The organism is Streptomyces sp. 4N124, from assembly GCF_052245395.1.
Classification (GTDB): Bacteria; Actinomycetota; Actinomycetes; order Streptomycetales; family Streptomycetaceae; genus Streptomyces.
On record NZ_JBQQBS010000009.1, the window covers coordinates 185,729 to 199,594 of the forward strand.

A 13,866-nucleotide genomic window follows, 5' to 3' on the forward strand; every position below is an offset into this window, starting at 1 on the left:
TCCCCGCACCCACCTAAGGGGCGCGGGGAACTGCGCGACCAGCCCCCACCGGACCCGCAGTGAACAACCGCCCTCTCAGCGGAGCGCCAACCGCAACGTCAGCACCTGGAACGGCCGCAACTCGACCACGACCCCACCGTCGACAACCTGAACGTGCTCGTCCGCAAGGGGACGTTCCAACAGGTCGGTCACTTTCGCCCCGGCCAGCGGGAACCCGGCGCGCAGGATGCCCTGCGCGCGGCCGCCGCGGGACTCGTAGAGCCGGACGACGACATCGCCGGACCGGTCGTCGGCGAGCTTGACCGCCTCGACGGTGACGCCCTCGCCGACGACGGAGACGACCGGCTCGGGCGCGCCCACCGCATCCGCCACGCGCAGCGGGAGGTTGAGGGCGTAGCCCTCGGCGACGGCGTCCTCGATGGTCGCGCCGGGAAGCAGCGCGTAGGTGAAGCGGTGGCGGCCCTGGTCGGCCTCCGGGTCCGGGATGCGAGGGGCGCGGACCAGGCTGAGGCGGACCGTGGTCGTCGTACCGCCGTCCTCGCGGACCGTGCGGGAGACGTCGTGGCCGTACGTCGAGTCGTTGATGACCGCGACGCCGTAGCCGGGTTCGCCGACGTGCACCCAGCGGTGGCCGGACACCTCGAAGCGGGCCGCCTCCCAGCTGGTGTTGGTGTGCGTGGGGCGCTGGATGTGGCCGTACGCGATCTCGGCGGAGGAGTGCGGGGCCCGGATGTCCACCGGGAAGCCCGCCTTGAGGAACTTCTCGGCCTCGTGCCAGTCGATGTCCGTCTCGAAGTCGATACGGGGGCTGCCGGCGCGGAGGGTGATGGTCTGGGTGATGGTCGAGCCGTTGCCGAAGGGCCGCACGACCCGGATCGCGCCGACCAGCGGGTCCTGCTCGACGACCGTGATCTCCGAGGCGTCCAGCAGGTCCGTGTAGCGGTTCTTGTAGTGCTTGTCGACGTCCCAGGCGTCCCAGTAGTTGGGAAGGTCGGTGTGGAGGCGGAGCAGGTTGCCCGCGTCGGCGAGGACTTCGCGGTTCGCCCGCAGGTCGTGGACGGACGACAGTGTTCCGTCCTCCGCGACCGTCGCGCGCACGAGGCCGTTGTCGAGGGTGCGGTTCTCGACCGTCACCGGCTGCGGGGGCTCGGCGGCGGCGAGAGGTGCGCTGCCGCTCGCCGGTACCTCCACAAAGACCGGCCGGTCGGCGGCGCGCAGCACCTCGGAACGCTCGTACGGACTGGTGTTGAACACCCGGGGTCCGTCACTGCCGAGGGCGCTCACCGCCTCCTGCGTCAGCGCCTCCAACTCCTCGGCCACGCGGGCATATTCGGCCTCGGCCTCCCGGTGCACCCAGGCGATCGACGACCCCGGCAGGATGTCGTGGAACTGGTGCAGCAGCACCGTCTTCCACAGGCGGTCCAGCTTCTCGTACGGGTAGCTGTAGCCCGGCGCGTGCAGTGCCGCAGTCGTCGCCCACAACTCGGCTTCGCGGAGCTTGTGTTCGGAGCGGCGGTTGCCCTGCTTGGTGCGGGCCTGCGAGGTGTACGTGGCGCGGTGCAGTTCGAGGTAGAGCTCGCCGACCCAGACCGGGGCGTCGGGGTACTCCTCGCGGGCCTTGGCGAAGAAGTCGTCCGGGTGCTCGACGACGACCTTCGGCGAGCCCTCCAGGTCGGCCAGCCTGCGCGCCCGTTCCATGATCTCGCGGGTGGGGCCGCCACCGCCGTCGCCCCAGCCGAAGGGGGCGAGGGAGCGGGTGGCGCCGCCCTTCTCCTGGTAGTTGCGGACCGCGCGGGACATCTCCTCGCCGCTGAAGCGGGCGTTGTAGGTGTCGACGGGCGGGAAGTGCGTGAAGATGCGGGTGCCGTCGATGCCCTCCCACCAGAAGGTGTGGTGGGGGAACTTGTTGGTCTGGTTCCAGGAGATCTTCTGGGTGAGGAACCATTCGTTGCCGGCCAGCTTGGCGAGCTGCGGATAGGCCGCGGTGTAGCCGAAGGAGTCCGGCAGCCACACGCCCTTGGTCTCGACGCCGAAGTGCTCGATGAAGAACCGCTTGCCGTGGATGAACTGCCGGGCGACCGCCTCGCCGCCGGGCAGATTGCCGTCGGCCTCCACCCACATGCCGCCGACCGGAGCCCACTGGCCCTTCTTCACCGACTCCTGGATGCGTGCCCACACCTGCGGGTAGTTGTCGCGCACCCACTCGTACTGCTGGGCCTGCGAGCAGGCGAAGATGAAGTCCTCGTACTCGTCGGCGAGCGCGGTTACGTTGGAGAAGGTGCGGGACGTCTTGCGCTTGGTCTCGCGGATCGGCCACAGCCAGGCGGAGTCGATGTGCGCGTGGCCGACGCCGGAGACGATGTGCGCGCTCGCGTTCGCGGGCTTCGACAGCACCGGCTTGAGCGCCTCCCGCACCTCGGCCGCCGAGCCGGAGATGTCGTCGAGGTCGAGCAGGTCCATCGCCCGGTCCAGGGCGTGCGCGATCTCGTGCCGGCGCGGGTCGTGCTCGCCCAGCTCCAGCATCAGCTCGCGCAGTACCTGGACGTCCAGGTCGAGGTGGAAGACCTCCTCGTCGAGGACGGCGAGGTCGGCGCGCTGGAAGGTGTAGAGGGGCTTGTCGCCGGCGGTCAGGACGTCGCCCATGGGCGTGGTCTTCGAGAAGTTGTCGGCGAGGATGTCCGGGTTGGAGGCCGCCTCGACGAGGTAGTCGATCTGCTCACCGCCGGTCGCCGGGTTGGCGATCGGCACGTACTGGTTGAGCGGGTTGACCGCCTTCAGCGGGGTGCCGTCGGTGCGGTGGATCAGCGCCTCGGCCTGGTTGCCTGGCCAGTCGCCGATGAAGCCGAGGTCGATGACCGCCTCGACGCGCTTGCCGGCCCACTCGGCGGGCACCTGTCCGCGCATCCGGAACCAGGTCGTGCCCCACGGCGGGCCCCACGGGGTGTCCATCGCGAAGGGAGCGTAGGGAGCGGCCGCCGCCTCCTCGAAGGAGACCGGCTCGCCCGGCGCCTGCCAGGCCTCGACCTCGAACGGCACGGTGGCCGCGTAGATCGCGGCCTTGATCCGCTGGTCGTGAAGGCGCTGGACGCGCTCTTCGATCCGTTGGCGTTCGTCGTGCATCAGAGTCTCCAGAGAGCGTACGGGGAGATGAAGAGCCTGCCGGGAAAGCGCTTACGCAAGATACGTGAGACCAGGGTGGACCTCGGTGTAGCCGTCGACCAGTCTGCGGGCCACGTTCACGGAGTCGACGAGCGGGTGCAGTGCGAACGCCTTCACCGCGGTCGCACGGGACCCGGACTCGGCCGCGGCCAGGACCTCGCGCTCGACCGCCTTGACCGAGCAGACGAGTCCGGTGGCGTGGTCGGGCAGCGGGTCGACGGCGACCGGGTGGGCGCCGTTGGCGTCGACGAGGCACGGGACCTCGATGACGGCATCGTTGTCAAGGACGGAGAGCGTGTGCTCGTTGCGCACGTTGAGGATCAGGGTGGTGCGTTCGTCGCGGGCGATGGCCCGCATCAGTGCGAGGGCGACCTTCTCGTAGCCGCCGGAGAGGTCGTCGGCGTCGCGCTCGCCGGCGCCCGCCGTCTCCCGGTTCTCCGCCATGTACGTCGCCTCGCGCTCGGCGCGGGTGCGCTCCCAGGCGAGCAGGGCCGCCGCGCTCGGGTCGTTCATCTCCTCGTAGAAGCGGGCCTGCTGGTCGCGCAGGAAGGCGCCGCGGGTCTGGTGGGCCTCCTGGTAGGCGCGGACGGCTTCCCGGTTGAAGTAGTAGTAGTGCAGATACTCGTTCGGGATCGCGCCGAGCGACTGCAGCCAGTCGGGGCCGAAGAGCTTGCCCTCCTCGAAGGAGCCGAGCAGGCCGGGGTCGGCGAGCAGCCGCGGCAGCTCGTCACGGCCGGCCACGCGCAGGCCGCGGACCCAGCCGAGGTGGTTGAGGCCGACGTAGTCGATCCACGCCTCGCGCGGGTTGGCGCCGAGGACGCGGGCGATACGGCGGCCGAGGCCGACCGGCGAGTCGCAGATGCCGATGACGCGGTTGCCGAGGTGGCGGGACATGGCCTCGGTGACCAGGCCCGCGGGGTTGGTGAAGTTGATGACCCAGGCGTCCGGCGCGAGGCGGGCCACCCGCTGGGCGATGTCGACGGCGACGGGCACGGTCCGCAGGCCGAAGGCGATGCCGCCCGCGCCGACCGTCTCCTGGCCGAGGACACCCTGCGCCAGGGCCACCCGCTCGTCGTTCGCGCGTCCCTCCAGGCCGCCGACGCGGATCGCGGAGAACACGAAGTCGGCGCCGCGCAGGGCCTCGTCGAGGTCGGTGGTGGCGGTGACCTCGGGAGCGTCGGGGACGTCTGCCGCCTGCTCGGCCAGGACGCGGGTCACGGCGTCGAGCCGGCCGGCGTCCAGGTCGTGCAGCACGACCTGCGTCACCCTGCCCTCGCCACGGTCCCCGAGCAGGGCCCCGTACACCAGCGGCACACGGAATCCGCCGCCGCCCAGAATCGTCAACTTCACTCTCGCACCTTTCCTGCCACGAGCACCTCGACGCCCGCCTCCTCCAGGGAGGACCGCGTCGACGTGTTCACGGGAGCGTTCGTCACCACCACGTCCAGGTCCTCGGGACCGCAGACCTTCGCCATACCCGTACCCGGGAACTTGGCCGAGTCGGCGAGCAGGACGACCTTGCCACTGGCCTTGATCATGGCGCGTTTGACCGGCACCTCGACCACCGTCGTGTCCATCACCTGCCCGCCCGGGCGCACCCCACTGGTGCCGAGGAAGAGCCAGTCGGCGTGCAGCTGGCGCAGATTGTCCTCGGTGAGGAAGCCGACCAGTGAGCGGTACTCGCGGCGGACCATGCCGCCGAGCAGGACCAGCTCGATGCCCTCGTCGTCCGCCAGTTCCTCGTAGACCACCAGGTTGCTGGTGATCACGGTGATGCGGCGGCCATGCAGCTGGCGGGCCAGGCGGTAGGCGGTGGTGCCGATGTCGAGCAGCACCGACTGACCATCTTTGATCAACTCCGCGGCCCGGGCCGCTATGGCGTCCTTCTCGGACACGCGCACCTCGGCGACCTCGGCGAAGGGCTGGTCGCCCTCCTCCGCGACGGCGCCGCCGTGCACCCGGGTGAGGAGGCCGTCCTCCTCGAGTTTCACCAGGTCACGCCTGATGGTGGCCGGGCTCACACCCAGTTCCTCGGAGAGATCGGTCACGGCCGCGGGGCCACCGGAGCGCAGGGCCCGCAGGATGAGTTGGTGTCGTCGTTCTGCCAGCACGCGGTGAACACTACTCGTCATCTTCAATCATTTCTATGCTCAGTTCTGCTGAGGTATTGACCAATCTCGCCGAGCGGCGCACGATTCCGGTCATCGAAAATGACGAGTTTTGACGAGCTCCCCACGAAGGGATGTGCGCGTGGACGACGACAGGCCCGATGTCCTGCTGACCGGTCTGCTCTTCTACGACCTCGTCCTCACCGGGCTCGGGAAGCCACCGACGCCGGGCGAGGAGATCTGGACGTCCGGCATGGGCTGCGGCCCGGGCGGCATCGCGAACCTCGCGGTGGCCGCGTCCCGGTTCGGCCTGCAGACCTCCCTGGCCACGGTCTTCGGCGACGACTTCTACGGCGAGCACTGCCGTGACGTCCTCGCCGACCAGGAAGGCGTCGACCTCTCGCTCTCCCGCACCGCGGACGGCTGGCCCACCCCGGTCACCGTCTCCATCGCGCACGGTCACGACCGGGCCCTGGTCACCCACGGCCAGGAACCGCCGTACTCGCAGGACACGCTGATGGGCGACCCGCCCGAGGCGCGCACCGCCCTTGTGCACATCGAGTCCGAACCCCGCGCCTGGCTCGGCAAGGCCGCCGCGAACGGCACGCAGATCTACGCGGACGTCGGCTGGGACCCCACCCAGCAGTGGTCCAGCGACCTCCTCGACCAGCTCTCCCTGTGCCACGCCTTCCTCCCCAACGAGACCGAGGCGATGGCCTACACCCGCACCGACAGCGCGGTCGCGGCGCTCGGCACGCTCACCGAACTGGTGCCGGTCGCCGTGGTCACCCGCGGCGGCGACGGCGCGATCGCCGCCGACCAGACCACCGGCGAGTACGCGGAGGTTCCCGCCCTCGACATCGATGTCCTGGACGCGACCGGCGCCGGCGACGTCTTCGGCGCGAGCTTCGTCGCCGCCTCACTCGGCGGCTGGCCGCTGGTGGAGCGGCTGAAGTTCGCGGTGCTGGCGTCCGGTCTGTCCGTCCGGCACCACGGCGGGGCGCTCGCGGCCCCCGGCTGGTACGGCGTCGACCGCTGGTGGCGCTCCCTGACCGACCCCGCTCTGAAGAAGGCATACGGCTTCCTCGCGCACCGCATCCCGGCCGACGTCGGCCCGCCGGTGCAGCACGCCCCGGTCACCCCGCCCGCACAGCAGCCCTGACCCTTACCCACCCTCAGCACGTCGAACAGGAACAACAGGAGTGACCCGTGGACCTCTCTCGTAGACGCTTCCTCCAGGCCGCCGCGTTCACCGCGGCCGCGTCCGGCCTGACCGTCGCCTGCGGCGACGGCTCGGAATCGGGCGGCACCAAGAAGGGCAAGGACCTCACCCTGTGGTACTGGGGTGGCGCGCTCAGCGACAAGCTGGTCGCGGAGACCAAGACGCACTTCAGCAGCGAGGTCAAGCTGACCGCCGCCTCCATCGGCGGCGAATTCAAGCAGAAGCTCACCACCACCCTCGCTGCGGGCGGCTCCTCCGTGCCCGACATCACCGGCATCAAGGGCGAGGACATCGCCTCCTTCCTGCCCAACGCCGACCGCTTCCTCGACCTGAACGACCTGGGCTTCAAGAAGATCTCGTCCCAGTACCTGGAGTGGAAGACCAAGCTCGCCCAGACCGAGGACGGCAAGCAGATCGGGTTCCCGATCGACATCGGTCCCACCGCGCTCTTCTACCGCGCGGACCTGTTCGACAAGGCCGGGCTGCCGACCGACCCGGCCAAGGTCGCCGCCGAGGCCAAGACCTGGGAGGACTACTTCGCGCTCGGCACCGAGCTGAAGAAGTCGCAGCCCGGCGTCTTCCTGGTCAACAACATCAGCTCGGTGTTCAACATCGCGGTCGGCCAGGGCACCAAGCGGTTCATCGACGAGGACAACCACTTCATCGGCGACCAGGACCACATCCGCGCCGCGTGGGAAACGGCGATCCGCCCCTACACGCTCGGCATCGACGCCAAGATCAACGACCAGACCTGGAACGCCGCCATCGGGAAGAACCTGGCCACTGAACTCGGCGCCGCCTGGCACGCGCTGGACATCGAGTCGGCCGCCCCGGGCACCAAGGGCAAGTGGCGGGTCTGTGCGAACCCCAACGGGCCGGCCAACCAGGGCGGCTCCTACCTGGCCCTGCCCTCGCAGTGCCGGAACCCCGAAGAGGCATTCAAGATCATCAGCTGGATCCTCAGCCCGGAGAACAACGCCAAGAGCTACACCGACGCCACCATCTTCCCCGCCTCTCCGGCGACGTACTCGATGGAAGCCATGACAGGCCCCGACGCCTTCTTCGGCGGACAGAAGATCATCGAGGTCTTCGGCCCCGCCGCCGAAGCCATCCCGGTGAGCTACGAGGCACCCGCTGACTCCGCGGTCATGGCACCCTTCTCGGCCGAGCTGAGCAGCATCGAGGCCAAGGGCAAGAAGCCCGATGACGCCTGGAACGACGCGGTCAGCCAGGCGAAGCAGATCGCCCGGCGACAGGGGGTGAAGTGAGGTGACGTCACCTCCGGTCACCGGTTCCGCCACGGTGCGCGAGCACCGTGGCGGAACCGGCCCGGCCCGTTTCCGCCCGCGGCGCACCCCACCTGCGGGCGCCGTTCGGCCCAGGCGTCGCGGGGTTCTGACGTACTGGCGGCAGTACCTGGCGATCTCGCCCTTTTTCCTGATCTTCGCAGCCTTCTCCTTCGGCCCTGTCTTCTATTCGCTGTATGTGTCCTTCCAGCGCTACGACGGCCTGGGCACCAAGCAGTTCGTGGGTCTGCAGCAGTACGAGTTCCTCTGGAACGACCCGGTCTTCTGGCTGTCCATCCGCAACACCCTGGCGATCTGGGTGTTGTCCACCGTGCCCACGCTGTTCGGCGCCCTGGTGCTGGCGACGCTGCTGCATTCGGTGCGCCGCTTCAAAGGCTTCTACCGCATCGCTCTGTACGTCCCGAACGTCACCTCGATCGTCGCCGTGGCGATCTTCTTCGGCGCGGTGTTCAGCAACAACTTCGGTCTGGTCAACGCGATCCTGGGCACGGTGGGCATCGAGCCCGTCCCGTGGCTGAGCAATCCGTGGCTGATCAAAGTGGTCATCGCGCTACTGATGACCTGGATGTGGACCGGCTACAACATGATCATCTACCTGGCCGGCCTGCAGGCCATCCCGACGCAGATCTACGAGGCGGCCAAGCTGGACGGCGCCGGCCCCGTCCGTACCTTCTTCCAGATCACCATGCCGATCATGCGGCCCATCATCCTGTTCACCGTCGTCATCTCGACCATCAACGGTCTGCAGAGCTTCAGCGAACCCCAGGTGCTGTTCGCCAGCAACGCCGCCAACCAGAACCAGGGCGGCCCTGGCCAGGCGGGCCTGACCACGCTGCTGTACTTCTACCAGTCGGCCTTCCTCGACAACGACTACGGCTATGGCGCGGCCATCGTGTGGGCCTTCTTCGTACTGATCATCGTGCTCGTCGTCATCAACTGGCGCATCGTGCAACGAGGGAGGAAGTCATGACGACAGCCGCCACCACATCGCCGGCCACGGGCCCGAGGCGGCGGCTGCGGCGCCCCAAGGGCCTGATCGCGCACATCATCCTCGTCCTGGCCGTCCTGATCTCGGTCTTCCCGTTCCTGTGGACGATCGTGATGGCGACCAACACCACCAAGGACATTTACAAGAGCCCACCGAAGCTGACCTTCGGCTCCCATCTGCTGGAGAACATCCGGAACGTGCTCGACACCATCGACTTCTTCGGGTCGATGCTCAACACGGTCGTCGTCGCGTGCGTCACCACGATCCTGGTGCTGTTCGTCGACTCCCTGGCGGCCTTCGCCTTCGCCAAGTTCGACTTCCCCGGGCGCAAGGTGCTCTTCGGCACGCTGCTGGTGTTCATGATGCTGCCGCTCCAGCTGGCCGTCCTGCCGCAGTTCCTCCTCATGTCCGAGATCGGCTGGGTCGGCATGCTCAAGGCGCTGGCCCTGCCCGCCCTCGCCAACGCCTTCGGCATCTTCTGGCTGCACCAGTACATACAGAACGGCGTGCCCGACGAACTGCTCGACGCCGCCCGCATCGACGGCGCCGGGTTCTTCCGTCAGTACTGGAACATCGCGCTGCCGATGATCAGGCCCGCACTGTCCTTCCTCGCCATCTACGCCTTCGTCAACGCCTGGAACGACTACGTCTGGCCGCTCATCGTGCTCACCAACCCCGACCACGTCACCCTCCAGGTGGAGCTCGCCCAGCTCAACCTCGGCCACAGCACCGACTACAGCATGGTCATGGCCGGCGTGCTCATGGCGGCCATCCCGCTGGTCGTGGTCTTCACGATCTTCGCCCGCGGCTTCATCGCGGGCGCCACGGAGGGAGCGGTGCAGGGGAGCTGACGCGGCCTGTCGGAGATCCGGGCGCCCTTTCAGGCGCCCGGGAGGACCGCGCCCCAAAGGGGCGCGGGGCTGTATCGATGTGCGGCTCCGCCGCGTGGGCGCGACCAGCCACAACGGGCGCGCAGCCAAGAACCGGCAGTCAGTCCCGAGCTCTTGGCACTGGGCCAGGCCGCTGCAGCAGGCACGAGCACCGAGAGGGGTGGACAGTGACGAGCGTCGACGGCGATAACCGGCGGGCACGGACTGAGCGTTCGCGGGAGGGGACGGGACCTTCCGCCCGCCTGCCGTTCACTCGTCGCCGTGCCGTGCCCCTCCCCCGGCCCGCCCTTGTGCCCGGTCCGGACCGCGCCGCGCAGGGCAAGGTGCTCGTGGTGGGCATGGACGGGCTGCGCTTCGACCGCCTGACCGGCCGACAGGCCAACGCACCCGTGCTGCACGCCCTGATGGCCGCGGGTGCCCACGGCACCAGCCTGCTGCCCTACGGCGAGGCGGACGGCCAGGCCGATGACGGCCCGTCGACCAGCATGGCCTACACCGACTCGGGACCCGGCTGGTCGAGCGCGCTGACCGGGGTCTGGCCCGACCGTCACGGGGTAACGGGCAACGACTTCGCCGGTGCCGACTACGCCCGCTACCCCGACTTCCTGAGCCGCGCCGTCACCGCCCGGCCCGGTCTGCGCACCGCGGCCGTGGTGTCCTGGCCTGAGCTGGTCCGCCGCGGTGTCCTCGGCGCCGCCATCGGCCGACGTGTGCACTACGACGGCGAATCCGACGGCTACGGAGCCGCGGACCGCCTCGTCGCCCGAACCGCCGAGCGCTGGCTCACGGAGGACGACCCGGACGTCCTGTTCGTGTACTTCGGCGCCACCGACGAGGCCGGCCACACCACGGGCCCCCTCTCTCCCGCCTACGGCCACGCCCTGCTCGCCCAGGACACCCACCTCGGGCGGCTGCTGGACGCGGTCGACGCCCGGCGCTCGGACCCGCGACGCGCCGACGAGCACTGGACCGTGCTGGTCACCACGGACCACGGTCACCTCGACACCGGCGGCCACGGCGGTGACACGCGTGCCGAACAGGAGGTCTTCGTCATCCTTGCCGAGCCCGGCGCGCACGGCGGCACCCGGCTCGACACGCCCCGCCTCATCGACATCGCCCCCACCGTCCTGGACCGGCTCGGCATCACCGTCGATCCCGTCTGGGGCCTGCAAGGCCGTGCCCTCCCCCGGCACAGCCCAACGTCACCCACGTCACCACCGACTTCGGAATGGCCATGACCGACGCACTTCCGCGCCCAGCCGATCCCCTGATCGCCCTGCGCCCCTGGGAAGCACCCGAGGTGACCTCCTGGGGGCGCCTCCCCATGAACGCCGTCGACCGGCGCTCCGGAGCACTGCCCCTGGACGGCGACTGGCGCTTCCAGTTGCTGTCCGCCCCGGACGCGCCGGTCGGCGGTTCCTGGTCCTCGACGTACGTCCCCGGCGCCTGGACGATGCAGGGCACGGACGACCTGCCGCAGTACACCAACGTCCGCATGCCGTTCGCCGAGTTCCCGCCCCGCTCGCCCGCCGCCAACCCGACGGGCGTGTACGAACGCGAGGTGGACGTCCCCGCCGAGTGGGCCGGGCGGCGGATCGTGCTCCAGGTCGGGGCGGCCGAGAGCGTGCTGCTGGTGCAGGTGGACGGGCGGTCGGTCGGGATCTCCAAGGACTCGCACCTGGCGGCCGAGTTCGATCTGACCGACGTCGTACGCCCGGGCTCGTCGGCGACCGTGCGGCTCACGGTCGTCAAATGGTCCGATGCCTCGCACATCGAGGACCAGGACCAGTGGTGGCACGGCGGGATCACCCGGTCGGTGCTGCTCTACGCGACGGATCCGCTGCATCTCGCGGACGTGACCGTACGGGCGCGCGCGGACGGCGAGTTGCGCGTCGACTGCCAGGTGCGGGGTGTGCTGCCGGACGGCTGGTACGTCACCGGCGAGCTGGACGGCGAACCCCTCGCGCAGGACGCCGAGTTCGACCGCCTCAACACCGAGGACGAGCGCGTCTCCGACTTCCTCGGCGAGGCACGGATGCGCGCCACCGTCCCCGACGTCCGCACCTGGACCGCCGAGACGCCCGAGCTGTACGGCCTGACCGTCCGGCTGCACCGCGCCGACGGAACGGTCACCGACACCTCGTACCAGCGCATCGGCTTCCGCGACGTCGAGATCGTCGGCCGGGACCTGCTGGTCAACGGCGAGCGCATCTACATCCGGGGCGTGAACCGGCACGACTTCCATCCGCTGACGGGCCGGACGGTGTCGTACGACGACATGCGCGCCGACCTCGTCCTGCTGAAGCGCTTCGGCTTCAACGCGATCCGCACCGCGCACTACCCGAACGACCCGGCGCTGTACGGCCTCGCGGACGAGCTCGGTTTCTACGTCGTCGACGAGGCGGACATCGAGGCGCACGACCACGCCCATGAGATCGCCGACGACCCGCGCTATCTGAACGCCTTCGTGGACCGGGTCTCGCGGATGGTGTTGCGGGACAAGAACCATCCGTCGGTGATCATCTGGTCGCTGGGCAACGAGTCCGACTACGGCGCCAACCATGACGCGGCGGCGGGCTGGCTGCGGCGGCACGATCCGACGCGGCCGATCCAGTACGAGGGGGCGGCCAAGCTCGACTGGGCGGCGACGGACGACGCCTCCGACATCGCCTGCCCCATGTACGCGCCGATCGAGGACTGTGTCGCGCACGCGCTCTCCGGGGAGCAGACGCGGCCGCTGATCCAGTGCGAGTACTCGCACGCCATGGGCAACAGCAACGGCACGCTCGCCGACCACTGGGCCGCCATCGAGTCAACGCCCGGTCTTCAGGGTGGCTTCATCTGGGAGTTCTGGGACCACGGCATTCTCCAGCGGGTGACAGACGGCAGACCCGCCGGGCGCTCCGGCGCCGGGCTGTACGACAACGGTGTCGCCGCGCCCGGACATCGCTGGGCGTACGGCGGCGACTTCGGCGAGCTGATCCACGACGGCGCGTTCATCGCCGACGGGATCGTCTTCCCCGACCGCACGCCCAAGCCCGTGATGTACGAGCACCGCGAGATCGCGGCGCCGGTGCGGCTGACGTGCTTCAAGCACGAGGGCCTGGTGGTCGCGAACCACCAGTGCTTCCGCGGGCTGGACTGGCTGTCCGCCCAGTGGGAGCTGACCCTCTCCGACGGCCGCACGCTGACCGCTCCCGCCGAGCTGCCCGACCTGATTCCCGGCGAGACGGCAGCCGTGCCGCTCCCCTTCGAGCTGCCGGACGACGGCGGCGAGGCCTGGGTGACGCTGCGCGTGACCACGAAGGACGACGAGCCGTGGGGGCCGCGCGGCACCGAGGTGTGCGCGCCCCAGCTGCGGCTGCGGGCGGCCCCCGCGCCGCGGCACGCGACCGTCCAGGGCCCGCCCGTAGAGGTCGACGGGGAAGGACTCCTCGTCCATCCCCTCCTCACCGCCGCCCCCACGCTGTCACTGTGGCGGGCGCCCACCGACAACGACGAGCTGGGCGGCATCGCGCTGCGCTGGCGGACCTGGGGGCTCGACTCGCTGGTCCGCAAGGTCGTCTCCGTGCAGCGGGACGGCGCGGGGATCATCGTGTCCGCCGAGTACGCCGGGACGCTCGGCGTCGTCCGTCACCAGCAGGTGCTCACACCGGTCGAGGGCGGCGTCGAGGTCGAGGAGTCCGTCGAGCTGCCGGAGGACTTCGGGGACGTGGCCCGGGTGGGCACGGTGTTCGAGACGGTGCCGGGGCTCGACCTGCTGGAGTGGTTCGGGCAGGGGCCCTGGGAGTCGTACCCCGACCGGAGTGCGGGCGCGCCCGTCGGCCATCACTCGGTGCCCGTGGACGAGCTGTTCACCCCCTATCTGCGCCCGCAGGAGAGCGGCGGCCGGCACGGCGTACGGCACTTCACGCTGTCGGCACCGGACGCCACCGGTCTCGCGGTACGGCTGGACGAGCCCCGGCAGGTCTCGGTGAACCGGTACCGCGCCGAGGACCTCACCGCCGCCGCCCACCATGACGAGCTGGTCCCGCGACCGGGGTGCGTGGTGCACATCGACGCGGCACACCGAGGGCTGGGCACCGCGTCGTGCGGCCCGGACACCTCCGCCTCCTATCTGATCCCGCCGGGTGTCCACCGCTGGAACTGGACCCTGCGCGCACTCTGAACCCGCCTTCAACTCCCTTCACCG

The 13,866-nt window shown here is 69.9% G+C and carries 9 protein-coding genes; 6 read left to right on the forward strand and 3 right to left on the reverse strand.

Annotated elements, in window-relative coordinates:
* Positions 1-75: 75 nt before the first annotated feature.
* The 3 genes from ACTWQO_RS12245 to ACTWQO_RS12255 are packed head-to-tail and all read right to left on the reverse strand — an operon-like array spanning position 76 to position 5,270.
* The gene (locus ACTWQO_RS12245) at positions 76-3,120 is read right to left on the reverse strand and encodes an alpha-mannosidase (protein WP_443237274.1); all 3,045 of its coding nucleotides are present in this window, start codon (positions 3,118-3,120) and stop codon (positions 76-78) included.
* Between the two features lie 51 nt (positions 3,121-3,171).
* Positions 3,172-4,509, reverse strand: a complete 1,338-nt coding sequence (locus ACTWQO_RS12250) for a 6-phospho-beta-glucosidase (protein ID WP_443237275.1) — start codon at positions 4,507-4,509, stop codon at positions 3,172-3,174.
* On the reverse strand, positions 4,506-5,270 hold the full coding sequence (locus tag ACTWQO_RS12255; RefSeq protein ID WP_443237276.1) for a DeoR/GlpR family DNA-binding transcription regulator: 765 nt from the start codon (positions 5,268-5,270) through the stop codon (positions 4,506-4,508). The genes ACTWQO_RS12250 and ACTWQO_RS12255 overlap by 4 nt, the downstream gene beginning before the upstream one ends.
* Positions 5,271-5,409: 139 nt before the next feature.
* On the opposite strand from ACTWQO_RS12255, the gene ACTWQO_RS12260 reads away from it, so the two are divergent.
* The 6 genes from ACTWQO_RS12260 to ACTWQO_RS12285 all read left to right on the forward strand — a co-directional run bounded on the left by ACTWQO_RS12260 (position 5,410) and on the right by ACTWQO_RS12285 (position 13,842).
* The gene (locus ACTWQO_RS12260) at positions 5,410-6,429 is read left to right on the forward strand and encodes a carbohydrate kinase family protein (RefSeq protein ID WP_443237277.1); all 1,020 of its coding nucleotides are present in this window, start codon (positions 5,410-5,412) and stop codon (positions 6,427-6,429) included.
* A 47-nt stretch (positions 6,430-6,476) separates the two neighbouring features.
* Entirely contained in the window at positions 6,477-7,757 is a 1,281-nt protein-coding gene (locus ACTWQO_RS12265) for an ABC transporter substrate-binding protein (protein ID WP_443237278.1), read from the forward strand.
* 34 nt (positions 7,758-7,791) lie between these two features.
* Positions 7,792-8,766: a carbohydrate ABC transporter permease gene (locus ACTWQO_RS12270; RefSeq protein WP_443237330.1), complete on the forward strand. Its 975-nt coding sequence runs from the start codon at positions 7,792-7,794 to the stop codon at positions 8,764-8,766.
* Positions 8,763-9,635, forward strand: coding sequence for a carbohydrate ABC transporter permease (locus ACTWQO_RS12275; protein ID WP_443237279.1), 873 nt, complete (start codon positions 8,763-8,765; stop codon positions 9,633-9,635). The genes ACTWQO_RS12270 and ACTWQO_RS12275 overlap by 4 nt, the downstream gene beginning before the upstream one ends.
* A 305-nt stretch (positions 9,636-9,940) precedes the next feature.
* Positions 9,941-10,912 carry an alkaline phosphatase family protein gene (locus ACTWQO_RS12280; protein WP_443237280.1) on the forward strand — a complete coding sequence of 324 codons (972 nt, stop codon included), beginning with the start codon at positions 9,941-9,943 and terminating at the stop codon, positions 10,910-10,912.
* Complete coding sequence (locus ACTWQO_RS12285) at positions 10,909-13,842, forward strand: glycoside hydrolase family 2 TIM barrel-domain containing protein (protein WP_443237281.1); 2,934 nt, start codon at positions 10,909-10,911, stop codon at positions 13,840-13,842. The genes ACTWQO_RS12280 and ACTWQO_RS12285 overlap by 4 nt, the downstream gene beginning before the upstream one ends.
* Positions 13,843-13,866 lie beyond the last annotated feature (24 nt).